The 23,081-nt window shown below is 38.9% G+C and carries 30 protein-coding genes; 11 read left to right on the top strand and 19 right to left on the bottom strand.

The annotated features are described in order from the left end of the window. The first annotated feature begins 14 nt into the window (after window positions 1–14). Entirely contained in the window at window positions 15–959 is a 945-nt protein-coding gene (gene flgL / locus ABN080_RS05630) for a flagellar hook-associated protein FlgL (RefSeq protein ID WP_349440577.1), read from the top strand. An 86-nt stretch (window positions 960–1,045) separates the two neighbouring features. Here the strand turns inward: flgL and ABN080_RS05625 are convergent, their stop codons facing one another. The 15 genes from ABN080_RS05625 to fliF all read right to left on the bottom strand — a co-directional run bounded on the left by ABN080_RS05625 (window position 1,046) and on the right by fliF (window position 12,986). Beyond that, on the bottom strand, window positions 1,046–1,537 hold the full coding sequence (locus ABN080_RS05625; RefSeq protein WP_349440576.1) for a GNAT family N-acetyltransferase: 492 nt from the start codon (window positions 1,535–1,537) through the stop codon (window positions 1,046–1,048). Then, a complete protein-coding gene (locus ABN080_RS05620) occupies window positions 1,525–1,791 on the bottom strand; it encodes a type II toxin-antitoxin system TacA family antitoxin (RefSeq protein ID WP_075673024.1) in 267 nt (88 codons plus the stop codon). The genes ABN080_RS05625 and ABN080_RS05620 overlap by 13 nt, the downstream gene beginning before the upstream one ends. Window positions 1,792–1,914: 123 nt before the next feature. Continuing rightward, window positions 1,915–2,697 carry a flagellar biosynthetic protein FliR gene (gene fliR, locus ABN080_RS05615; RefSeq protein ID WP_072068517.1) on the bottom strand — a complete coding sequence of 261 codons (783 nt, stop codon included), beginning with the start codon at window positions 2,695–2,697 and terminating at the stop codon, window positions 1,915–1,917. Between the two features lie 5 nt (window positions 2,698–2,702). Beyond that, entirely contained in the window at window positions 2,703–2,972 is a 270-nt protein-coding gene (gene fliQ, locus ABN080_RS05610; RefSeq protein ID WP_036935757.1) for a flagellar biosynthesis protein FliQ, read from the bottom strand. Between the two features lie 15 nt (window positions 2,973–2,987). Then, complete coding sequence (gene fliP / locus ABN080_RS05605) at window positions 2,988–3,758, bottom strand: flagellar type III secretion system pore protein FliP (RefSeq protein WP_349440575.1); 771 nt, start codon at window positions 3,756–3,758, stop codon at window positions 2,988–2,990. Beyond that, window positions 3,758–4,204, bottom strand: coding sequence for a flagellar biosynthetic protein FliO (gene fliO, locus ABN080_RS05600; RefSeq protein WP_340893359.1), 447 nt, complete (start codon window positions 4,202–4,204; stop codon window positions 3,758–3,760). Before fliO ends, fliP begins: the two co-directional genes overlap by 1 nt. A 3-nt stretch (window positions 4,205–4,207) precedes the next feature. Next, window positions 4,208–4,618 (bottom strand): flagellar motor switch protein FliN, encoded by a 411-nt coding sequence (gene fliN / locus ABN080_RS05595; RefSeq protein WP_006533153.1) that lies wholly within the window; start codon window positions 4,616–4,618, stop codon window positions 4,208–4,210. Then, window positions 4,611–5,639, bottom strand: coding sequence for a flagellar motor switch protein FliM (gene fliM / locus ABN080_RS05590; RefSeq protein ID WP_088495228.1), 1,029 nt, complete (start codon window positions 5,637–5,639; stop codon window positions 4,611–4,613). Before fliM ends, fliN begins: the two co-directional genes overlap by 8 nt. Window positions 5,640–5,644: 5 nt before the next feature. Then, window positions 5,645–6,127 carry a flagellar basal body-associated protein FliL gene (fliL, locus tag ABN080_RS05585; protein ID WP_006533151.1) on the bottom strand — a complete coding sequence of 161 codons (483 nt, stop codon included), beginning with the start codon at window positions 6,125–6,127 and terminating at the stop codon, window positions 5,645–5,647. A 177-nt stretch (window positions 6,128–6,304) separates the two neighbouring features. After that, window positions 6,305–7,702, bottom strand: a complete 1,398-nt coding sequence (locus ABN080_RS05580) for a flagellar hook-length control protein FliK (protein WP_349440574.1) — start codon at window positions 7,700–7,702, stop codon at window positions 6,305–6,307. Continuing rightward, window positions 7,702–8,148 carry a flagellar export protein FliJ gene (gene fliJ / locus ABN080_RS05575; RefSeq protein WP_006533149.1) on the bottom strand — a complete coding sequence of 149 codons (447 nt, stop codon included), beginning with the start codon at window positions 8,146–8,148 and terminating at the stop codon, window positions 7,702–7,704. Before fliJ ends, ABN080_RS05580 begins: the two co-directional genes overlap by 1 nt. 36 nt (window positions 8,149–8,184) lie before the next feature. Beyond that, on the bottom strand, window positions 8,185–9,552 hold the full coding sequence (gene fliI, locus ABN080_RS05570; protein ID WP_099075753.1) for a flagellar protein export ATPase FliI: 1,368 nt from the start codon (window positions 9,550–9,552) through the stop codon (window positions 8,185–8,187). Beyond that, window positions 9,552–10,271: a flagellar assembly protein FliH gene (gene fliH / locus ABN080_RS05565; protein ID WP_036935771.1), complete on the bottom strand. Its 720-nt coding sequence runs from the start codon at window positions 10,269–10,271 to the stop codon at window positions 9,552–9,554. Before fliH ends, fliI begins: the two co-directional genes overlap by 1 nt. Further along, window positions 10,264–11,262 carry a flagellar motor switch protein FliG gene (gene fliG, locus ABN080_RS05560; protein WP_006533145.1) on the bottom strand — a complete coding sequence of 333 codons (999 nt, stop codon included), beginning with the start codon at window positions 11,260–11,262 and terminating at the stop codon, window positions 10,264–10,266. Before fliG ends, fliH begins: the two co-directional genes overlap by 8 nt. Then, the gene (fliF, locus tag ABN080_RS05555) at window positions 11,259–12,986 is read right to left on the bottom strand and encodes a flagellar basal-body MS-ring/collar protein FliF (protein WP_349440573.1); all 1,728 of its coding nucleotides are present in this window, start codon (window positions 12,984–12,986) and stop codon (window positions 11,259–11,261) included. Before fliF ends, fliG begins: the two co-directional genes overlap by 4 nt. A 276-nt stretch (window positions 12,987–13,262) precedes the next feature. On the opposite strand from fliF, the gene fliE reads away from it, so the two are divergent. The 3 genes from fliE (at window position 13,263) to ABN080_RS05540 (ending at window position 14,648) form a co-directional block, all read left to right on the top strand. After that, window positions 13,263–13,574, top strand: coding sequence for a flagellar hook-basal body complex protein FliE (gene fliE, locus ABN080_RS05550; RefSeq protein WP_072068509.1), 312 nt, complete (start codon window positions 13,263–13,265; stop codon window positions 13,572–13,574). Between the two features lie 325 nt (window positions 13,575–13,899). After that, window positions 13,900–14,379 (top strand): hypothetical protein, encoded by a 480-nt coding sequence (locus ABN080_RS05545; protein WP_349440572.1) that lies wholly within the window; start codon window positions 13,900–13,902, stop codon window positions 14,377–14,379. A gap of 101 nt (window positions 14,380–14,480) precedes the next feature. Beyond that, window positions 14,481–14,648 (top strand): DUF2933 domain-containing protein, encoded by a 168-nt coding sequence (locus ABN080_RS05540; RefSeq protein ID WP_196553705.1) that lies wholly within the window; start codon window positions 14,481–14,483, stop codon window positions 14,646–14,648. 70 nt (window positions 14,649–14,718) lie between these two features. Here the strand turns inward: ABN080_RS05540 and ABN080_RS05535 are convergent, their stop codons facing one another. Then, window positions 14,719–14,985, bottom strand: coding sequence for a hypothetical protein (locus ABN080_RS05535; protein ID WP_349440571.1), 267 nt, complete (start codon window positions 14,983–14,985; stop codon window positions 14,719–14,721). Between the two features lie 258 nt (window positions 14,986–15,243). On the opposite strand from ABN080_RS05535, the gene ABN080_RS05530 reads away from it, so the two are divergent. From ABN080_RS05530 to ABN080_RS05505, 6 genes are all read left to right on the top strand, one after another. Further along, the gene (locus ABN080_RS05530; protein ID WP_072068506.1) at window positions 15,244–15,582 is read left to right on the top strand and encodes a GlpM family protein; all 339 of its coding nucleotides are present in this window, start codon (window positions 15,244–15,246) and stop codon (window positions 15,580–15,582) included. 54 nt (window positions 15,583–15,636) lie between these two features. Beyond that, on the top strand, window positions 15,637–15,867 hold the full coding sequence (locus ABN080_RS05525; protein WP_072068747.1) for a DUF6500 family protein: 231 nt from the start codon (window positions 15,637–15,639) through the stop codon (window positions 15,865–15,867). Between the two features lie 104 nt (window positions 15,868–15,971). Further along, a complete protein-coding gene (locus tag ABN080_RS05520) occupies window positions 15,972–16,187 on the top strand; it encodes a hypothetical protein (RefSeq protein WP_006533140.1) in 216 nt (71 codons plus the stop codon). A 351-nt stretch (window positions 16,188–16,538) separates the two neighbouring features. After that, entirely contained in the window at window positions 16,539–17,672 is a 1,134-nt protein-coding gene (locus ABN080_RS05515) for a hypothetical protein (RefSeq protein ID WP_349440570.1), read from the top strand. Between the two features lie 184 nt (window positions 17,673–17,856). Next, window positions 17,857–18,138 carry a hypothetical protein gene (locus tag ABN080_RS05510; RefSeq protein ID WP_196553701.1) on the top strand — a complete coding sequence of 94 codons (282 nt, stop codon included), beginning with the start codon at window positions 17,857–17,859 and terminating at the stop codon, window positions 18,136–18,138. Between the two features lie 242 nt (window positions 18,139–18,380). Next, entirely contained in the window at window positions 18,381–18,836 is a 456-nt protein-coding gene (locus ABN080_RS05505) for a GNAT family N-acetyltransferase (RefSeq protein WP_349440569.1), read from the top strand. 144 nt (window positions 18,837–18,980) lie between these two features. Here the strand turns inward: ABN080_RS05505 and fliT are convergent, their stop codons facing one another. The 3 genes from fliT to fliD are packed head-to-tail and all read right to left on the bottom strand — an operon-like array spanning window position 18,981 to window position 21,234. After that, window positions 18,981–19,334: a flagellar protein FliT gene (fliT, locus tag ABN080_RS05500; RefSeq protein ID WP_072068502.1), complete on the bottom strand. Its 354-nt coding sequence runs from the start codon at window positions 19,332–19,334 to the stop codon at window positions 18,981–18,983. An 18-nt stretch (window positions 19,335–19,352) separates the two neighbouring features. Beyond that, on the bottom strand, window positions 19,353–19,751 hold the full coding sequence (gene fliS / locus ABN080_RS05495) for a flagellar export chaperone FliS (protein WP_349440568.1): 399 nt from the start codon (window positions 19,749–19,751) through the stop codon (window positions 19,353–19,355). A 19-nt stretch (window positions 19,752–19,770) separates the two neighbouring features. Beyond that, window positions 19,771–21,234 (bottom strand): flagellar filament capping protein FliD, encoded by a 1,464-nt coding sequence (gene fliD, locus ABN080_RS05490; RefSeq protein ID WP_349440566.1) that lies wholly within the window; start codon window positions 21,232–21,234, stop codon window positions 19,771–19,773. A gap of 387 nt (window positions 21,235–21,621) precedes the next feature. Between fliD and ABN080_RS05485 the strand changes: the two genes are divergently transcribed. Further along, window positions 21,622–22,692 carry a FliC/FljB family flagellin gene (locus tag ABN080_RS05485; protein ID WP_196553698.1) on the top strand — a complete coding sequence of 357 codons (1,071 nt, stop codon included), beginning with the start codon at window positions 21,622–21,624 and terminating at the stop codon, window positions 22,690–22,692. The last annotated feature ends 389 nt before the right edge of the window (window positions 22,693–23,081 follow it).

Raw genomic sequence — 23,081 nt, 5'->3', positions numbered from 1 at the left:
TAAGGAATATCACTGTGCGTTTAAGTTCAAATCAAATTTTTAGCCAGCGAGTGGACAATATTACCAGTTCACAAAGCAAATGGATGACTGAAGGAAATAAAATCTCCAGTGGTCGTCGTGTTGAAAAACCATCAGATGATCCAATGGCAGCATCCCAAGTGGTTATGGTGAAACAATCTGAATCTCGTAACCAACAGTATGCAACTGCGCGTGGATTTGCAAAAAACAGCATGTCTTTGCAAATGAGCTTAGCCAGTCAAATGGTTAATATTACAACGAAAATTCAAGAGACACTGGTTGCAGCAGGTAATGATGGGACATTAAGTGATGAAGACCGTTCATCTTTAGCTGACCAATTACAAGGTTTAAAAGATCAATTAGTGGGTATTGGCAACACAAAAGATGGTGTTGGCCGTTATATTTTTGCAGGTTTCCAAACAGATAAACCTCCTTTTGTCGCTGATGCAACAGGTAAAATCACCTACCAAGGTGGTGATAAGCAAATTACCCAAAAAGTAGATAGCAATATTGAAATGGTCACTAACTTCACTGGGATTGAAACATTACAATCTTCAGGGAGTAAAGGAACGGCACCTGATATTTTTGAAGCATTAGATGGCGCTATTACTGCGTTACAAGAACCACTAATAGGTAAACCACAAGCTGATCGTGATGCCGCATTAGCAAAAATTGATACAGCGAATCGCGTTAACCGCGCAACCTTAAATAATATTTCTAGTGTTGAAGCGAAGTTAGGCTTGCAACTTCAAGAGCTTGATAACTTGGATGATTTAGGCGCGGATACGTCGTTAAGAAATGCAAAACGTTTAAGTGAACTGCGCGATTTAGATTGGACACAAGCAATTTCTGATTATTACCAAGAAGAGTCTGTATTACAGGCTTCTTATAAAGTCTTTAACGACATGAAAGAGATGTCGATGTTCAAGATGTATCGATAATTTTTATAGTACTGTCTCGCGACATTTTGATATCACCCCTGGTATTTATTTATCAGGGGATTTTTTTATTTATTAAAAGCAACAAACTATATTTTCTTTTTTAATGCTAAGAATAAGATTTTGTCTTGAATCGAAGAAGCGTTGAAACCATGATGAAGGTAAAAATGTTTTGCGTTTTCAGTTAAAACAGGAACCATAATCGCTCTAACACCAATGTTTTCAGCTACATGATGACAACGCAAAACAGCATCTCTTAACAAATCGGCACCAAGACCTTTTCCATGAAAAGTTTTATCAACAGCAAGTCTAGCTAAAATGATCACGGGTATTGGGTCTGGCATATTGCGACGAATATGACTAATTGCTTCAGTATGGTTAACACTACCTGTTGCTAAAGAATAGTACCCAACAACACGTTTTTTATTTTTTTCACAGACCACAAATGTACGGGATGCGCCTAAAAATTGGTTTTTTAAACCTCTTTGTTTTATCCAGTTATCTAATACATTTTCACTACTATAAAAATCAGCCACTTCATGTGAATTTGATAACGGCTCAGGTGCTGTTATTTTTCCCATAATGGTTTTCTCATTAATAACTTTTCAAGAGCAGGGTCAATATCAACCGGCGCATCAATAATTTCTATAAACTCTGCATATTGAGCATCATTTAAATTAAAGGTTCTACGGTCTAAAATGACGTCTTCAGCAGCTTGGCATGCTGTCTCAAGAATAAAGTCAGTACGAGATTTATGGAGAATTTCAGCAGCAGTATCAATAAGTGCACGTTGTGATTCTTTAGCGCGAATATTGAGTTGTACATCAGCTTTCATATCACGCCTCCTTGTATAGCAATTGATATACATTGATTGGAGAATAAACAAACAATATTAGCTACAAAAAAGCAGATAAATTTTAATTCGAGGACTGCGATTAAAAATTAGTCGATTTAAATCTCAAGAAACCAACTGATGTAATATTAAAGTGATGCGATTAAACGTATCGCTAAAGACGCGCTCTGTAAATACAGGCAATGCAGGCATAATCATTGATAATGCTAACATACCGATAGTCAGTGTTAGAGGGAAACCAACCACAAAGACAGAAAGCTGTGGTGTCATACGGTTTAGAATACCTAATGAAAGGTTAAGTACCAAAAGTAGGGTGATTAATGGCATGGCTAGCATCATACCGTTAATGAATATAGTCCCGCCACTTTGGACTAAAGTTAGAATGGCTAAAGAATTAAATGTTTGATTTTCTATAGGAACTACATAGAACGTATCAACTAATATTGATATTAACCATAAATGGCCATCAAATACCAAAAATAGCAACATTGTTAGCATGTTGAAAATACGTGCCAAAATAGGCATGTTGGGGCCACCTGATGGGTCGACGAAAGTGGCGAATGAAAGCCCCATCTGTAAACCAATCACTTCACCAGCATGACGAACAGACGCAAAGGCTAATTGCATTGATAACCCTAAAATCGTGCCAATCAGAATTTGTTGTAATAATACCCAAAAGGCAATAATCGAAAATAGAGGCACGTTGCTTTGTGGTAAACCGGGTGCGACTAATGCGGTTATCAAAAAGGCGAGTGCAATACGGAATTTCTTCGGGGTCTGCTTTTCACTAAATAGTGGTGCAGTGCTAAAAAGGGCGAGTATACGCACAAATGGCCAGAAAAAATCACTAATGTAGCCGTTAAGCATTTCACTGGTCAGGGTTATCATTACAATTAACCAATCATTCCAGGAATGCCTGTAAATAAGTTATGCATATAATCGATAAGCAAACTTAGCATCCACGGGCCAGCTACTAAAATAGCTACTAATACCGCAAGAATTTTAGGGATAAACGATAATGTCATTTCGTTTATCTGTGTTGCTGCTTGAAGCATACTGATCACAAGACCGGTCACAAGCGCTGACAATAAAAGAGGGCCTGCGAGTGATAAAGCGATTTTCATCGCTTCTGTGCCCAGTGCTAAGACGGATTCTGGTGTCATGGATTTACCTCAGCGCTAATTAAAAAAGCTTTGTGCAAGCGAGCCCAGTATTAATTGCCAACCATCAACTAAAACAAAAAGCATAAGTTTAAAAGGCAATGACACTGTTGCAGGGGGCACCATCATCATACCGAGCGCCATTAATACACTGGCAACGACTAAGTCGATGATAAGAAAAGGAATGAAAATCATAAAACCAATTTGAAACGCGGTTTTTAGTTCACTGGTAATATAGGCAGGAACTAGAATACGCATAGGTACACTTTCTCGTGTTTCAAATGCTGGGGCATCTGCAAGGCGTGCAAATAGAGCTAGATCTGTTTCGCGCGTTTGTTGCATCATAAATTCACGCAGGGGTTTTGAACCATTATCTAACGCTTGTTCAAAGGAGATTTTATCTTCACTAAAAGGTATATAGGCATCTTGATAAATTCTATCAAAAACAGGTGCCATAATGAAAAAGGTCATAAACAACGCTAAACCAAGAACAACTTGGTTTGGTGGTGCTGATGGTGTTCCTAACGCATTACGTAATAATCCTAGTACGATGATAATCCGTGTAAAACTGGTCATCATCAGCAAAACAGCAGGAATAAAGCCTAATGCTGTAATGAAGATTAAGGTTTGTACTGGTAGTGACCAACTTTGACCACCTCCCGGTAATGATTGTGTAATAACACTCGGAAACTGAGCAAACGCACTGGTTGGGAACAAGACTAAAACCAGTACACTAGCGAAGAGACGCCAACGCGTTAATGCGTTAAAAAAAGTGACACACTGATGCATTATGAGTTGCCTTTATCTCGCTTTAGCGTTTTTTGTAATAATTGAGTAAACAATGGCGATGTAGATGATGTTGTCGCTTCCTGCGAGGCTTTTTCAGGGATAGGTAACTTATGCAATAGATTTATCTGCGACGATGTTACCCCTAATACAAGCCATTCCTGTTCAATTTCAACAACAACTACACGTTCTTTTGCACCTAATGAACAACTTGCCTTAACGTTAAGTTGGGTTGTAGATCCTCTTAGTGAGCCACGGGCAAAGCCAAAACGGCGAAATAGCCACATAGCGACAATAATAAGAACAATAATGCCCGCAAGCGCCGTGCTAACTTGAGCAAGGCTTTGGCCTACAGGCAAGGGTTGTGTAGGTGTTTGAACTGTTTGTGTTGTAGCGGGCGCGGTAGTATTTACCGCACCTTGGCTGGAAAAGGAAGGAAGCTGTTCCATAAATTAACGGCTCAGACGACGCATACGTTCTGATGGCGTAATAATATCGGTAATACGAATACCGTATTTATCAGAAACAACAACAACCTCGCCTTGAGCAATTAAATAGCCATTGATAAGAATATCAAGAGGCTCACCTGCTAAACCATCCAGTGAAACGACAGAACCTTGAGACAGGCTAAGTAATTTTTTAATGGTCATTTTGGTGCGACCTAACTCTACCGTTAATTTGACAGGAATATCCATGATCAAATTAATATCGGATAGATGATTAAGCGTATCGTCTTCAGGTAAAAGATGTTCAAATAAATCGGAACTATTATCCTGGCTTTTCCCAGTTTGCTGTTCCATTGCATCAGCCCACATATCCTCAGCCGATTGTGAATTATCAGTTGGGCGATTTGCATCACTCATTGGTTTGTTCCTCATCCAGAGCGTTTAAAACAGGGTTAATTAGGTGTTCAACACGAAGGGCATATTGCCCATTTACTGTACCGTATTGGCTTGTTAATACGGGCACACCATCAACATGTGCAATCAATCTTTCTGGTTTATCAATAGGGATAACATCCCCTTCTTTAAGTGTGAGCACTTTTGATAAACGCAGTGGGATGTCAGTAAAGTTTGCGACCAGTTCAAGTTCTGAATGCTGAACCTGGTTGACTAAACTATCTAACCAAACCCCATCTTCTTGACGAACATTTTCAATTGGTGGGTTGATCAGTCGTTCACGTAACGGTTCAATCATGGCAAATGGAATACAAATGCTAAATTCCCCGACCATAGAACCGATCTCTACCTGAAAAGGTGTCGTAACAACAATGTCATTCGGTGATGAGGTGATGTTGGTAAATTTTACCTGCATCTCAGAACGAACATATTCAACTTGAATTTTGAAAATGGAATCCCAAGCATCACGGTAGGCATCAAGTGCCAATTTCAACATTTTGTTGATGATCCGTTGCTCTGTGTTGGTAAATTCACGTCCTTCCACAGGGATTGGAAAACGGCCATCACCACCAAACAGGTTATCTACCGCGATATAAACCAGGTTCGGTTCAAAGGTAAATAACGCGGTTCCTCGTAATGGTTTTAAATGCACCAAGTTAAGATTCGTTGGTACAGGTAAATTACGAGCAAAGTCGTGATAAGGGTGGATTTTAACGCCACCAACAGTAATATCAGGACTCCGACGGAGCATATTAAACAGCCCCATACGGAATTGACGGGCAAAGCGTTCGTTAATGATTTCTAACGACTGTAAACGTTCCCGAACCACACGACGTTGCGTGTTTGGGTCATAAGGCTGAATATCCGGTTCATTCGGATCCTTCGCTATCGCAGGTTCCCTGTTCGCGCTTTTGGCGTCGTCACCTGATGTGTCATCATTCAGCAGAGCATCAATCTCTGCCTGTGAAAGGATATTATCGCTCATAATGATTATCGCAGAATAAACGTGGTAAACAGTACATCGGAGAGGATCTGTTCAGATTCTCCCGGTACGAGAGTCGGTCTCAGCGTTTCTTTTACATCCGTCATTAGCTGGAGTTTTCCATTGTCTGTCGCAAGCTTGTTAGCTTGTTGACGAGAAAGCAGTAATAACAAGCGGCTACGAACTTCAGGTAAATAATCATGTAGACGCTTACGAGTGTCTTCATTATGCAATCTTAGTGTGATCCCTATGTAGAGCACTCTGTCTAAGTGTTCTTCGTCATCAATTAGATTTACCGTAAAGGGCTCTAATGACATAAAAACGGGTGCCGGTATAACTTTTTGCTGACTAGTGCCCGCTGAACCTGATTTAGCATGCTTCAATGCCCACCAACTATATCCACCGAATGCCGCTGCAATAATGGCGATCACCAATAATACGATGATCAGAATTAAGCTATAGCTTTTACGTTCATTGCTGTAATTAGACATGGACAGTTAAATTCCTGTTTTGTAGTGGATACGTGTTCACTGTTGTGGACTTCCATATCCATCTAAATCAACCTTAATTATCCCGCTATTTCTGTTTTTTAATGGCAGAAACAGATAGGGAAAAAACCATTAACTCTTACGTTTATTGACATAGTGTGTCCTCCCAATACATTTGTATTAGGCAAAAATATCAACACCACCACGAGCAGATGCTAATTCTTGAGGCGTAAGGGTTATCTTTTGTAGTGCCGGTTCAGAGGCTAATTGCATTGAATTACCCTCTCTTCCTTGATGATTATCGGCACCATCTCCACTAAATTGAGAGGAATCTGACATATTTTGTTGTTGCCAACCGTCATTAGTGTCGCTAGACACCTGACTTTGCGTGAGCTGGATCCCGTTTTCAGAGAGTGCTTGACGCAATTGATGCATGGCATTTTCTAATACAGAACGAACTTGGCCATTTTGTGACGCAAGGTGTAACTGTGCCTGTCCATCTTCTATTTTCATGCGAATATGCAATGAACCTAGCTCTTCAGGGTGTAAACGTAATTCAGCTTTCTGTAAACCATTACGGCTAAACATGACAATTTGCTGATTAAGTTGTTGTTGCCACTCAGGGGTACCCACTTGTGCATTTAAAACCTGTGTTGCCATTGGTGAAAATTGCATTTGTGGTTGTGTTGATGAGTGAGCATGACCTGTAATACCTTGTGAAGCTAAAGAAGGTGAGTTAGTGAGCGTGTTGTGAAGATCGCTTTCTGCAACTCGGTTACCTGTCACCATTTGCTGCACAACATTGTCTGCTAATTTTGTATTTGCAGCTTGCTTATCGCCATTTAGCAATGTATTCACTTTTTCTGCTGTTGGCGTTAAAAGTGTTGCGATGCTGTCTACTTTTTTAGTTGAGGGCTTATCTGTTTGATTCGCGCTGACCAGCGTACTCTCTGTTGCCAATGTTGCGGTTTCAGGGCGTAGCTGTGCTAACAGTGACTTTTCATCTGATTTCGATAGATTGAGCTTGTCGGTAAGGTTGAAGTCCGACATATCTACATCTTTTGAAAGTGTGCGTGTCAACGTGGCTAAATCTTCATTGTGCTTAACAGATTGTGGCTGTTGCAATGCGTGAACCCGCGTTTCAGAAGGTAAGTTAAGACGTTTTAAGCCCGGTAATCCTGCTAGTTGCACAGGAAGTTCTGCGGCAAGTTCTTCAGCTGACATTAATGAAGAGGCGGTTCTATTTTCAACAATCGCTGCAAATTGTTCATTATCAGGTAATGTAAGTGAGAGTTGAGATGTATCTAGAGAAGGCTCTTTTGTCACGTTTAACTCGGTGGAAACAGACACAAGCTGACTATCGTCTTCTTTTGTTTTGTCCTCATCTGAGTGTGTTTTATTCTCTTTGGTAGAATGGTTTGCGATATTGGCTGTCTTTTTATCACCCTGTGCTTGCTGGGGTTGAGAACCCAAAAGCTGTGCGAAAGTCGGGGCATTATCACCGGGTTGACTCTGTGTTGCAGATGCCGTTCCCGGGGAGGTTGCAGCGACATCCATGGTCAGAAGCGTTATCTCCATCAAGTTGTTCTCCGTAAAGTACTACGCTGTGCGTACTCGTCCATTTGTTTCTGTTCAATACGATCGAGATGTCGCTTACGGCTATCTTCAGCACGTTGCTCCAAAGTCTCAAATGCATTGAGTCGTTGCTGTTTTTCTCGCCATTGTTCAGTTGCAAGATCAAGTTGCGCCTGCCAATGTTGAAGTTGTTGTTTATGTTGTTCGATAGTCAATTCGAGCGTTTTGAGAAATTGTTGGTAGTTTTGCCACGATGCTGACGACATCCCCCCTAAATTCAACGTTTCGTTTAGACGTACACGGTATTCATCCTGATACCCAATCAACATATTGAGTTGCTGTTCCATTTGTTGATGACTCTGCCGGACCTGAGCCAGTTGAATAGCGGCTTGTTCAGCCGCTGTCTGTGCCAGTTCTCTCAGTGTCACTAAAGGTGACTGCTCCCGCATTGGAACCCTCTTTACTTTCTCTGATTATGTTCAGAATTAGTTTACTGTGATCAGTTGATTAAGTTGCTCACATGCACTTTGATAACTGCATTGCTCTTGGATATCTTGTTGTAAGAACTTCGCGAGAGACGGATAAAGAGCAATGGCTTTATCTAGCATAGGATCACTACCCGCGGCGTAAGCGCCTACATTAATTAAGTCTCGGTTACGTTGATAACTTGATAAAAGCTGTTTAAACACCTGTACACGACGGTAATGTGTTTTATCAATTAACGACGTCATTGCTCGGCTAATAGAGGCTTCAATATCAATAGCAGGGTAGTGCCCTGATTCAGCAAGTGAGCGAGAAAGCACAATATGGCCATCTAAAATGGCGCGTGCGGAGTCTGCAATGGGATCTTGCTGGTCATCACCTTCCGTTAAAACGGTATAGAAAGCCGTGATAGAACCACCACCATCAACGCCATTACCTGCACGTTCGACCAATGCAGGTAATTTAGCAAAGACAGAAGGCGGGTAGCCTTTGGTTGCTGGTGGCTCACCGACAGCAAGGGCAATTTCACGTTGTGCCATACTGTAACGGGTAAGTGAGTCCATAATTAACAGGACATGCTTACCTCTATCGCGAAAATCTTCAGCAATACGTGTGGCATAAGAAGCACCTTGCATACGAAGCAAGGGTGATACATCTGCGGGCGCGGCAACAACAACAGAACGAGCTAGGCCTTCAGTACCAAGAATATTCTCAATAAAGTCTTTAACTTCACGACCACGTTCACCTATTAAGCCAACAACAATGACGTCCGCTTGAGTAAAACGCGCCATCATGCCTAATAGCACACTTTTACCCACACCCGAGCCGGCAAAAAGCCCCATGCGCTGACCGCGACCAACCGTTAATAATGCATTAATTGCACGTACACCCACATCAAGAACATCTGTAATCGGTGTTCGTTGTAATGGGTTGATCGGTGGTGTAATGAGTGGGGCACGATAACCAGTATCTGGTGGTGGTAAACCATCTAAAGGATAACCAGAACCATCTAAAACTCGTCCTAACAACGCATCACCTAGTGGTAATTGGCGACCTTCATTTTCACCGCCGGGGGTGGCTTGGGCATAAACACGAGCTCCAGGTGTTAATCCCTCGACTTCCTGTAAAGGCATTAACAACATCTGGCTACCATTAAACCCAACCACTTCACTTTCGACTTCTTCAACAGTTTTGCCAATGGTACGTTCTATTAAACATGTCGAGCCAAGAGGCATAACTAGCCCCTTAGCTTCCATGACTAGACCAGTTGCTCTGGTTAAACGGCCATATTGACGCACACGTGGAATTTTATTTAAACGTGCTTCTGCTTCACTGAGTTTTTCTAACCAACGCCCCAATCTTGCTGTCATTACAACGCCTCCGGTGCAGCAAGACGACAAAGCTCATGCCAACGAGTTGCAATCGTGGCATCAAGATCGCCATCATTTGTTACAACACGGCATCCACCCACATGAATACTGTTATCGGCAACAACTTTCCAACCATGAGCAGAAAGGGAATCACCCAGCTCTTTTTCAATTTGTGGAATATGTTTTGGATTCACTCGTAACTGTGGATTGCTTGAGAACATTTGTTCTTGTTGCAACATTAAGGTTATTTGTGCAAGCAATGCAGAACCATCACAGACAGCCGGTTGACCCAGAACTTCTTTGGCTGCTGTAAGGGCAATTTGCATTAAGCGTGATGCAATCACACTGTCTAGCCCATTCAGTGAATGTCTAAATTCAGCTAACAACCCTTGCCACTCATTAATTAATGGTGATTGTTGAGCAATGCCTTGGCGAATACCTTCTTCAATACCTGATTGTAATCCAGCCTGATAGCCTTCCTGATAACCCTGGTTTTTCCCTGCCTCAAAGCCTTCAGCGTGGCCCAATTTCTGGGCCTTGTCTTTCATGTCATCAAGCATATTAATTTGCTCAAGGACTTTCTGTTGCTGAACAACTTCTTTTTCCTGTTTTTCGACTTCCTTTTCGTCTTCTGTCGTTTCCTCGACAGTTAATGCCCAATCAGTGAGTTCTTTGGGAACCCAAGGCTTCCAGTTAGTATCAGTATGTTTATCAGACATAGGTATCGTCTCCTCCATGAAGAACAACCTCTCCAGTCTCTGCTAATTTGCGTACCACAAGCAGAATTGCTTTCTGCTCTGCTTCCACTTGAGACATACGAACAGGGCCACGAGAATTCAAATCATCACGCATGATTTCAGCAGCACGTTGCGACATATTGTTGAGGAAGTGATCGCGCAGCTCTTGATCGCATCCTTTCAATGCCACAACCAAGGAGTCGGATTCCACTTCCTGTAGAATGCGCTGGATAGAACGGTTGTCGATATCGATAAGGTTTTCGAACAGGAACATTTCGTCGATAATCTTTTGTGCCAATTCGCCGTCGTAATCGCGTACCGCAGTAATGACATTTTCTTCCTGCTGGCTTTTCATCAGGTTGATGATCTCAGCAGCAGTACGAACACCACCCATTTTGCTGCGTTTGAGGTTTTGACCATCAAGCAGGTTATTCAGTACTTCAGTTAACTCTGCTAATGCTGACGGCTGAACACCACCGAATGTTGCGATACGTAGCATCACGTCATTACGTAATTTCTCATCAAACAGGGCAAGAATATCGGCCGCTTGACCCCGTTTGAGATGAACCAAGATGGTTGCAATAATCTGCGGATGTTCGTCGCGGATAATATCGGCAGCCATTTGTGGTTCCATAAAGTTAAGCGTCTCGATACCCGTTGTTGTTTCACGGGTTTCAGAGATCTCATCTAAAAGATTATTTGCGCGTTCTTCACCCAGTGCTTTGACCAGGACAGAGCGCAAGTAATCATTCGCATTCACATTCAACGCTGCATATTGAACAGCGTCTTCTTCAAAGCTTGCCATAACATCAATCAATTGCTGATTTGAGATATGGCGCATTGATGACATTGCAATACTCAGCTGTTGAACTTCGCGTGTACTTAGATGTTTAAATACTTCCGCCGCCCGGTCTTCACCGAGTGTTAGTAACATAACGGCGCTTTTTTCGGTTCCAGTTAAGTTATTACTCATTGCTCTTTACTCATCCATTGACGAATTACCATTGCGACGACACGAGGATCTTTCTCTGCCATTTCACGGATACGTTGGCTCTGCAATTCGGCACTGACACGTTTACGTGCTTGTTTACGTCTTGCTTCGTCATCTAATTCTGCTTCATCAACATCATCTTTAACTTGTAGCTTCGTTTTCAGCACGGCTTTCTGTGCGGCAATTTCAGCTTCACGGCGTTTTTCAAGCTGTGGTTTCACTAGTTTGCGCCATAAGATCCATGCGATGATGACAAGTAATAACCAGCGACCTAAATCTAATGCTTTCGCAAGGATTTCTGGGTTTTCCCATACAGGAACAGTAATGACTTTCTCTTCAATATCATTGAACTGCGAGTTCACGACACTTAATGAGTCACCACGTTCTTGGGAATAGCCCATCGCTTCACGAACAAGGCCTTCAATTTGCTGAATTTGTTCATCAGTAAGCGGAATTTGTTTGGTTTCAACAACAGGCTCTTCACCTTCAGCCACTTCTTTCGTATCTTCAATCGTTTTATAGTTCACGATGACAGCAACAGAAAGACGTTCGACATTACCCACAGGGCGTTTTATATGACGAATTCGGCGGTCAACTTCATAGTTGGTTGTTTCATCTAAACGGCTATTACTGTTTGGGTTACGCGTTAATGTACGATTAGTGCCCGTTGTATTGGCTTCATCTGTTTTCTCATCTTCTTGCGCTTTTGGTGCTTCAATTGGCGCTTGAGGTGGAGCAACAGGTTGATTAGACAATGCCCCTGGTACACCGCCCGCTAACATGCCACCATTTTGCTCACTTTGGCTCAATTGTTTTGAACGCACAGCAGCTTGATTAGGTGGCTGATTCGGTTTGTACTCTTCAGCAGTTTCTTCGGTATGAGAGAAATCAACTTGAGCAGTTACCTGAGCATGAACATTTCCACGACCCACAATTGGACCCAGTAATGTTTCAATGCGTTGTTGGTAGCGGCTTTCTAGCTCTTGAACATATTTTAGTTGAATAGAGTTAAGGTCACGACCTAACGCATCAGGTTGTGTCAATAATTTTCCACTTTGGTCAACGATGGTCACACTGCTATCAGGCATCCCCGCAACACTACTTGCAACGATATGCACGATGGCATTAATTTGACCTTCATCCAGCGCTCTACCCTGTAAAAGACCCACCGTAACGGATGCAGAAGGGGATTTCTGTTCACGAACAAAAAGGGATGGTTTTGGTAGTGCTAAATGAACACGAGCATTTTGTACAGGACCTAATGTCTCGATAGTGCGAGCAAGCTCACCTTCAAGTGCACGTTGATAGTTAATCTGTTCACTAAATTGGCTGATCCCGAACTTTTCTTTATCTAACAGTTCAAAACCGGCAGCACCGCCTTTAGGAAGCCCCGCTTGCGCGAGTTTCAGGCGTAATTCATGAACCTGATTGTCTGGCACCATGATCGCTGCGCCATTTTGTGACAAGCGATAAGGTACGTTCATTTGTGTTAACTGTGTGACAATTTCGCCACCGTCTTTATCGCTAAGATTACTATAAAGCACCTTATAATCAGGGCTTTGCAACCATAAAAATGCAGCAACAAAAATGGCAATTGCCGCCGAACCCGCAATAATTAGCGGAATTTTCGGATCGGCTTTTATCCGGTTAATAATGGCGTTAAAACCCTTTTTCTGGTTCACAACGTCGGTTTTTTCGGCATTCATAGACAATCCTTGCCTTGTAGTTCGGGATGAATACTAAAAGCGTGGCGTAACAAAACAGACTCCCCTTACGCAAATAAATAAACCTACTCTCAGGTGTCTCATTATTGGCCTTTTGCGTTTCATTTAATGGCGTAATTAGCCCTTAACTTTTGCGTCAATTACTCGCTTTGGAATGAAGCCCCTGTGTTAGGGTATAACTCGGTAAGCGTGTTGGTTCACTTCCTTACTATGACATTGATTCAGTAATTGAATTAGATGATTAACGCAGAGGTTTATATGTCAATTCCAGCTATTGAAAGTGTTCTGGATAAAATGCAAATCCAGACTTTACAAGCATCCAATATTGCAAAACCCCAGCCAGTACAAGCAGGGTTTGCTACTCAGCTTGTTCAAGCCGTGGGTAAAATTAATGAAACCCGAATGAATGCAACCAACAAAGTGCAAGCGTTTACCTTAGGTACACCGGGTGTTGAATTAAACGATGTGATGGTGGATATGCAAAAATCTAGCATCTCATTACAAATGGGCGTGCAAGTGCGTAATAAGCTGGTCGCCGCTTATCAAGAAATAATGTCGATGCAGGTGTAGTGTCTTATCATTTGATAAAGGTGATTTTTCTTTTATATAGCTAATATATAGCTGTATAAGAAATACCTATTCAAAACAGAATGGGGCATCTCGCTCAACGTCATTGTATAGATGATATAAGCTTGCTCATTATGATAATGAGTGCCCCGATTTGTGTTGGCGTTTCATATTCAGAGATATTCATTTTCCATGAAATATGAATTTGAAACTTTATATCTAGCGCTAACGATAATATTTAAAGATTATCAAAGTGTTAGGTTATTAAAAGTTGCTTATAAAAATAGAATACTATTTAAAGTATCTTGCCTTTTTGGGAATTAACATAATGATTTCTTTTGAAGTAACAGGAACAACGATCAATTTACATTGGTCTGAATTTATAGATCTAAATAATATTGATTACAGCAAAAACCATGAGGTTATAAAAGAAATTCCTGAAGCATACGGTATCTATATTTTTTGGCGTCAATATGGTGATAAGCATGAATGTTTATATATAGGTAAGACAACAAACTTAAGATCTAGAATAAGAACGCAGTTAAATGCACGTGGGCTTATTGAGCATGTTAAAGGCGCTAAACGTGGGAAAAAAATTCTCTCCTATGCTGAGCTTGATATGCATGCTAATTGTTATGTGGATGATTATTTAGATAAGGTTGAGACATTTTTTATTTCTGAAGCCTTATCTCAAGGGCATGATTTATATAATCAACAAAAAACTAAATTTTATGGTAACCCTATTATTAGCCATGGTAAAAATTATCCCAATATTTTTGAAGACACAATGTATATGCCAAATAAATAAAAATCATTGACAAATATAGGGATTAAATAACAAATCCATACTAGACCTTCCTCTTAGAGTAAGCCCTATCATCTTTTTAAACGTGATTTAAGGAGATGATTATGTGGGAACTTTTAAGAGATAATTGGTTTATTCTTATGTTATTACTTTGTCCGTTAATGCATCTCTTTATGCATAAACATCATGGTGAAAACAGTTCACATGATTGCTGTAAAAATAAAGATGAAACAGCGACAATAGACAAAAAGAAAACACATTTGGATGCTTAAATCGGTTACTTTATATTGCTATTGGGCTAAATAATTAGATTTAGCTCAATCCTATTTATTGAAAAATAGATTAACTTTTTGATTGAACTGTACCTTGATGAAATCGTAGTTGCCAATCACCATGGGAATTTCTTATCCAAATAGATGAGTGGTAAGTTTGCTTTATTCTTTTGTTATCTTCTAATTGATAACTGATATAAGTTAACAGCACCACATCATCACTGAGTTGTGAACCTTGATAATTTTCTGAATAAACCTCTATATTGCTATTGTCGTTTATAAAGCTATTAACTGTGTCTGTTTTATTAACGCAAACACAAGAGTGGCAAAATTCCATAAATTCATTATGTAACAGTTGAATAAGTACATTTGTATTTTTTCGATGGTGCTTTTGTGAAGTGTTTTTTCTTGTTGGATTAGGTTTGCATAAAGTTTGGTTATCTTTATTTCATTTTATGGTGAAATATACAGCATCGTGGGTTTTATTATCGTCAAAGGATCATATTATCTTAAACCACAAAAAATAAAATCTGCTCACATACAAATATGAATAGGTATGATAGTACTAAGGTTTTTATAACGTGATGAAAGAATAATGGGATTACTGGTTAAAGCACTGATAGGTGCATTTGTCGTGGTATTAATCGCTGTTTTATCGAAATCTCGCCATTATTATATTGCGGGACTAGTTCCGTTATTTCCAACTTTCGCGCTTATTGCACACTATATTGTTGGTTCCGAACGCTCTATTGAAGCGTTACGCACCACTATTATTTTTAGTTTATGGGCGGTTATTCCTTATATGGTTTATCTAATTTCACTTTATGTGATGATTAACTATGTGAAATTATTTACAGCACTGGCTACGGCGGTGATCTGCTGGGTTATTGCTGCTTGGTTACTTATTCAACTATGGAATAAATTTCATGGATAGTGCATTTGTTCTTTCCTATTTATTCCTATGTTGAAAAATAAAAGTAGAGAGAATATGAGAAAATTACTACAACAAAAAATAATTCAAATATGTAATGACAAGATTTCAGCTAAAGGAGAGGGCGTGGGATTATCCTTTTATGCTTTTTTTACAAATAAAAATGACAACCCTGAATTATTAATGGAAGCCGCAACATGGTGGATAATGACGCATAAATTGGATCACTTTGAAAAAGCAGTAAAAATAAAAAAACTAGTACAATCAGAAATGGAATATCACGCCTGATTTTCCTGCAATACGGTTCATTTTTTTATAAAACAATTTTATTAAACTAAAAATTATTGATTATTATCACATTAAAGCGAGTCATAAACCGCTATGGTAATTACATGATTAATAACGTAAACGGTGATGATATGGAATATTGGTTTATTGCGTATAAAGTGCGTTCCAGAAATGGTGATACCTACGCCGGACATAAAATTGTAGAAACAGAAAGTGGGATCACACCCCATATTGCGTTAGATAAAGCATGTCAGGAAGTTGCTGAAGGGGCACAAGCTGATATTCCTGCGGTGAGAGTAGTTGCTTTTAATCGTTTATAAGACATTCTACCTAATAGAAAATCCTGCATTTAGTATGTGGGATTTTTTTTTATTTAAATTTAAAGAGTGGTTACATAGTGTACTTTTTTATAAGCCGATTTACTAATAGAAATAATAAAAAATAAGGGATTCATTTATATTATTTAATTACATTGATCTGATAGAGTTTTTTCATTTCTTTTACTTAAATAAAATTCAATTATGTGATCTCGACTCTGCTAATTCATTTTTTATAATTGAATAAAAAAAGGCTTATGGGTAATGTGCTGGTGGGCTAAGGAATAGCTCAATACAAGGAAATAAAAATCATTATTTTGATTTTTTGGTCATTATTAAAAGGAAATTTACACTATGACAGTATTAACCGTTTATTTATGTGGTACCGGCTCTAACTCATTTGATAATAATAACCCTACCTTCTGGCAAGGGGAGTTAGTTGCCACTTTAGCGCAAAATAACCAAGGACGAGAGTTTGCACAGTGGTTTATTGTTGATGGCCCTGGTAGTGGTAATCTACAAGAAGATGATTTATGGGTTGAAAGTCCTAATTACTCTGATATTAAAGGTTCTCTTTTTGGTAGTGGTTGGGAAGAAAACGTCAACCATGCGCTTTGTTTAATGAAAGGTAACTTTGATTGGCAACGTGAAAAATTGACAGAAGAGCAGTATAACCAGCTGAAAAAAGCCGGCATCCCTATTGAAGATGTTAAGGTAACAGGTTCTTTTTTATGGCGCAAATATGACTATGGCGATCGTCATGTCACTCAACAGCAACTCCAGCAACAAATTATTCGTATTTTTCGCAAAGATGGCATTATTCCAACACAAGTTAACTTAGTGGGTTGGAGTCGTGGTGGTATTACTTGCCATATGCTAGCAAATGCGATGTTGGCAGATCCTCAATTAAAAGATATTCCAGTCAATATCTTTGCGATTGACCCTGTTCCAGGTCCTCTGAATTTTCAACCTGAAAAAGTAACCTTAGGTAAAAACGTCAAAGAATATGTCGGATTTTATGCAAAAGATGAACGTTCAAAAGGATTTACTTGTGTGATCCCAACGGTTACATCTGAGACTAAAATGCATATCTTCCCTATTTCAGGACGTCACGCTACATTAGTGGGTAATGCGTCTATTGATGGAAGTGAAGGTGAAAATGCATTATATGCACCAGGTTTAGTAGTACGCCATTTTGCAGAAGTTTGTTTAACTCGCTGGGGTTGTGACTTAGCGAATAAATTAGCCTTAACGGATACACAAATTATGAGCTATCACACCGATATTGCTAATGATGCAGATAAATATACAGCAATGCGTCGTAAAACCTATTCTATCTATGAAAGTACAGGTAAAGATGAACGCAAGGTTTCATTAGGTAAAGAGGGTAAAGCATTCTCTGAGATCTTTGGCGTACAATATAATCCATCAGCAGGTTTAACTGCAGATTATTTATCAGATCAGCAACTTTATGACGTGATTAAATAAATTATTATTTATCAATTTATTATGAGCTAATATGTCGCCCACATTAAGTGGGCGATTTCTATTTCAATCATGATCACATTATTTATCATTGTTTCTTACTAGGAAAATGATTGTTGATTTAATATACTTCCTTTCGAGAGCTAGCAGAATTTCATTAGACATAGACAGACTGTAGGAGGTTTCTATGCCTGAATTTACTGTTAGAGTTGAGTTATCCGATCCTGAAAATGCAGATTATGTGTTATTAACACAAAAGATGGAAAAAGAAGGATTTAAAAAAGAGATCCATGGTTTAAAAGGTAAATATATTCTGCCTCTTGCTGAGTTTAATTACCATACTGAAACTAAAGATCATAAAGAAGTTATCGAGTTGGCTTTTTCAATTGCAGAAAAAATAACCTTAAATCCAGCCATTTTAGTGACTGAAGTAAAAAATAGAGCTTGGAAAGGGTTAGAACGACTCTAAGATTATTTTTATAGAAATAGATAAGCAAAGTAATAAAGGCTCGAGGGGAGTCTGAACGTATTAAAATTAAAGGTTTTATTGCCTATTTTTCAGTATTGGGTATCTATTCTTCTGTGTTTTTAGAATAAAAACGCGCTATTAACATCACTATTTTACTCTTTATATTAAACAAATATCTTGTCGATGATATTGCAATTATCATTGATTGTTTTTTTATTACTTTAAATCACGGGATAAAGCGCATGAATTGGATTTTAAAATCATTTACACAACTAACGACTGATGAGCTGTATGCTATTTTAGCCTTAAGAAATCAGGTTTTTATTTGTGAACAGCAATGTGCTTATCAAGATCTGGATGGGATAGATCAAAATGCCTTGCACCTGTTTACAAAAGAGGAAGAGAGCCAGCAATTTATCGCCTATGCACGCTTATTACCTCAAGGTATCGCGTTTAAAGAAGCCTCAATAGGGCGAGTGATTGTTGCTCAAAATCAGCGAGGGAATGGTATTGCTCATCAATTAATAAAAGAGGCAATTACAACTACGTGCCGTCAATTTAATACCCATACAATTAAAATAATGGCACAGGCTTATTTAGTGTCATTTTATCAATTACATGGTTTTGTTATTGATTCAAAAACGTATCTTGAAGATAACATTCCACATATTGATATGGTGTTAGTACAGTCTGTTTAATCGGTGTAATCAAAAAACAAATAATAAACAAGGTAAAGGTTGATCCTGACGTTACCGATAACAAATTAAGCTGAATAATAAGAGTGATTTTTTCTAAGTAAAGACGCCATTAGCTAATAAAACCGCTTTTGGCGCAGAGGAGAGTTATTTAAGATTGAGATCAGGATAATAACTATGTTCTGTAAACTGACCATAGCTATTTTGTACCCTCTGCTCTTGTTCAGTCTGTCTAATTAACACGCCGAGCTCATCTAGACGAGCTCGTAATAAATTTCGCGTCTCATTTTCGTTTTCTAAGATTTTCTTTAGCATATCTGTGAGGCGTTGTTGTAGTCTCAGCTCACCATCTGCAGGCTTTATCATCTTAGTGATATTTTCTACGCTTTTTAAATAATCCATTTCCATTTCTATCAGCTTGTCCCATTGCTGATCTTTGGCAAGCGTTAACATTTGCTCACTTGATTTTAAAACCTGCTCGTAAGCCACCATAATATCCATATTGTTGTCCACTCTAATTTAATAAGAATTAATCTGTGTGCCGATTTGTTGCCAAGCATCAGAAATTTCAGTTAAGAGCTTGATGACTTCATGAATTTTTTCTGGGTTATTTTTTAAGTTGGCATCGAGTAACTGATTAACCATATAGCCATAAAGGAGCTCCAGATTCTCTGCAAGCTCGCCACCTTTTTCTTTATCCAGACCTTGTTTTAATCCATTACCAATAATATTAATAGCTTTAGAAATATTCTCGCCTTTACCAGCGATATTTCCTTGTTCCATTAATATTAAGGCACGGCGAAGGGCGCTAAGCGCCCCATTAAATAGGATCTGGATCAGCTGGTAAGGCGTGGCATTTAAAATCTCGCTTTCAACGTCGATTTGAGCATACATTTTACTGGCTGATTGTTGATACATAGTGTCCTACTTTTAAAAATTACATTAATAAACGGCCAATTGAGGCACTGGAGTTAGTCATGGAGTTGACCATTTTATCTAACTGTTGGAACTGATTTTTATAACGTTCCATCGTGGCCGCAATATTGCGTTCCGTGTTTTTAATTTGGCTATCTAATGTTTTCTTACGTTTTTTCACGCCATCAGTGGCGATATCTAACGTACCATCATTAGATTGTAGGGTTTTCTTTAGGTAATTATAGGTTTGAGTACCAAAACCTGTTTCTTTACCGTCACCCATAAAAAACTCTTTCACGTTAGCAGGTTTTTCTTTTAACGCTTCATCCAGTTTTTTACTATCAATATCTAAAGAGCCATCAACCTTAAATTTAATACCCATTTTATTCAGGGTATCTAGGTCTGATGTATTTTGTGAGCTTGTAACAAAACTCTTTAGTTCAGACATAATCATACGACTGGTGGTATCACCCAGTAATACACCATTATCTTTTGATGCTGCTTCGCCTTTCTCTACTTGGGTATATTTAGTTAGAGATTTATAAGTGCTGTTTAACTCGTTATAAGCCTCTGTCCAAGCTTGGATCGCTTTTTTCATTGGCTCAATATCACGAGCAACGTTTACAATTTCAGGCTTATCTGCTTTGTCTTTATTATCAAAGGTTGTTTTCTTTAGATTTAAAGTGATCCCTTCTGGTGCATCTTTAATCTCATTCGTCTGGCGCTCAATATCAATACCATTAATATTGACAATAGAGTTTTGAGCCTTAACAACCTGTGTCATTTTGGATGATTTATCAACCAAGTTAGAATCAGGATTGGATGGGTCCGACAGTTCAGTATTTTTAGGATCATAATTAAGGTATGAAGCGAGATCATCGTCACCAACTACCTCAATTTTCATTTCAGATTTTGTACCTTCTTTGCGAGAAGTTAGTGTTAAATAGTTTTCACCATCTTTCGCTTTAACAATACTTGCTGAAACATTACCTTCTTTTTTATTAATCGCATCACGTAATTCAAGAATAGACGTTTGATCATCGTTTAATTCAATACGTAATGGCTCTTTTTCACCTTCTTGTGTGATGATAAGAGTGCGCTTATTACCTTCACCTAATGTTTTACCTAATGATTTTTTAATATCATCGACAGGTTGTGTTTTCAAAGATTGTGACTTAGCTAATTGTTCAACAGAAATAGTGTAGTTACCCACACTGGCTTTGCCATCTGTAGTCACTTTAAAAGCATCAAATTCATCATCGACTTTTGTTGCGATAATTTCGTCGAATTTTTTTAAATTTTCTGACGCTTTTTGTAGCTTATCGAGCTGTCCACGAATTTTACCGTAAGCGGTAATTTGCGCTTCATAGCTTTTCATCTGTTTATCAAGGGGTTCAAGGCGTTTATTTTCCGCCGCCTCTAACTGTGCCAATGTTTGACTTAGAGGCATCCCTGAGCCTACGCCTAACGAAGTAATACCAGCCATACTGGTCTCCTTTCTGTGTTCGTAAAATAATCCTCAAAAAGCGTTATCGGTAGAATCGGCGAAAAGTTTACGTCTATTTGGTATTTTTGATGAGTGAAACAGGCTGCCATATAGAAGCCTTTTATTGCCATTGATGACCAAAGTCGAATTTAGAAGGGTAAAAAAAGGGTTGAGACGAAAATTGATAAAAATTTAATAAAAAAATAATAAATTAATTTCTTTGTTTATCATTGACTTGACATTAATTCTATAAAAAAACGCAGAAATATTTGTAGGAAAAGTTAAAGGTTGTATGTGGGGTGCCGATAAACTTGTTGCCGGTGATTAACACCGAAAATGAATAGGCAAACTTTTATTTTATCGACTTGATTTTAAAGGAATCTAGCTATGGCACAAGTCATTAATACCAACTATCTATCTCTGGTAACTCAAAACAACCTGAACAAATCTCAGGGAGCTTTAGGAAGTGCAATCGAGCGTCTGTCTTCTGGTCTACGTATCAACAGCGCTAAAGACGATGCAGCGGGTCAAGCGATTGCTAACCGTTTCACTTCAAACGTAAATGGTTTAACTCAAGCTTCACGTAATGCGAACGATGGTATCTCTATCGCTCAAACTACTGAAGGTGCTCTGAACGAAATCAACAACAACTTACAACGTATCCGTGAGTTAACAGTTCAAGCTAAAAACGGTACTAACTCTGCATCAGATATCACTTCAATCCAAAACGAAGTTAAAGAACGTTTAGATGAAATCACTCGTATTTCTGAACAAACTCAGTTCAACGGCGTTAAAGTACTGAGCGGTGAAAAAGCTGAGATGGTTATCCAAGTCGGTACTAACGATAACGAAACTATCAAATTTAACTTAGATAAAGTTGATAACGATACTTTAGGTGTTTCAACAGATAAACTGTTTGAAACAACTCCAGCAGGTACTGCGAAAGCTAAAGGTGATGCAGTTGCAGCCGCTGATATCGAAGCTGGTGCAGCATTTGACGGTATTAAATCTGCGACTAAATACGTAGAAGCAGGTGCTGAAGTTGCTGATAAATATGTAATCACTAAAGATGATGGTACAGAAGTTGTTGCTGGCTTGAAGGGTGATGGTGCTGGTAAAGTTGCAATTGATGGTGCTGAAGAAGCATTCAAAGCAACTGATGGTAAAGCTAAATTAGACGTTAAAGATGACGCTTTAGCAACATTAGACAAAGCTATCAACACAATTGATGAAAGCCGTTCTAAATTAGGTGCGATTCAAAACCGTTTCGAATCTACTATCAACAACCTGAACAACACTGTTAACAACTTATCTGCTTCACGTAGCCGTATCTTAGATGCTGACTACGCAACAGAAGTTTCTAACATGAGCCGTGGTCAAATTCTGCAACAAGCTGGTACTTCAGTACTTGCTCAAGCAAACCAAGTACCACAAACTGTTCTGTCTCTGTTACGTTAATTCGTACTCTGACACAAAAGATACCTTTCTATATCAAAGGCCCTCATCTGAGGGTCTTTTTTGTTTTTTATATTTAAACCTACTCTTTTTTAGTTTTATTTTTTCTTTCGTTCGTTTCCTCTTTTTTTTGCAATCAATTATTCCTTACAAATTAGCCAACTGGCTTTTATTGCTATTTTCGCGACGCCAAAAATCGTAAAACCCTCGAAATTGATGACGATAGTGTTTAGGCAACGTTATTACAGAGACGTAATAACCAACCTATTCATTTAAAAATATTTTAAAATCAAGTCGAAGGAATATTTTATGGCACAAGTTATTAATACCAATGTACTGTCTCTAACAACTCAAAATAATTTAAACCGTTCTCAAAGTGCACTGGGTAATGC

It is taken from the genome of Proteus sp. fly-1089 (assembly GCF_040138965.1).
Taxonomy (GTDB): Bacteria; Pseudomonadota; Gammaproteobacteria; order Enterobacterales; family Enterobacteriaceae; genus Proteus; species Proteus vulgaris_B.
This window is presented reverse-complemented; position numbering and strand designations above follow the sequence as displayed.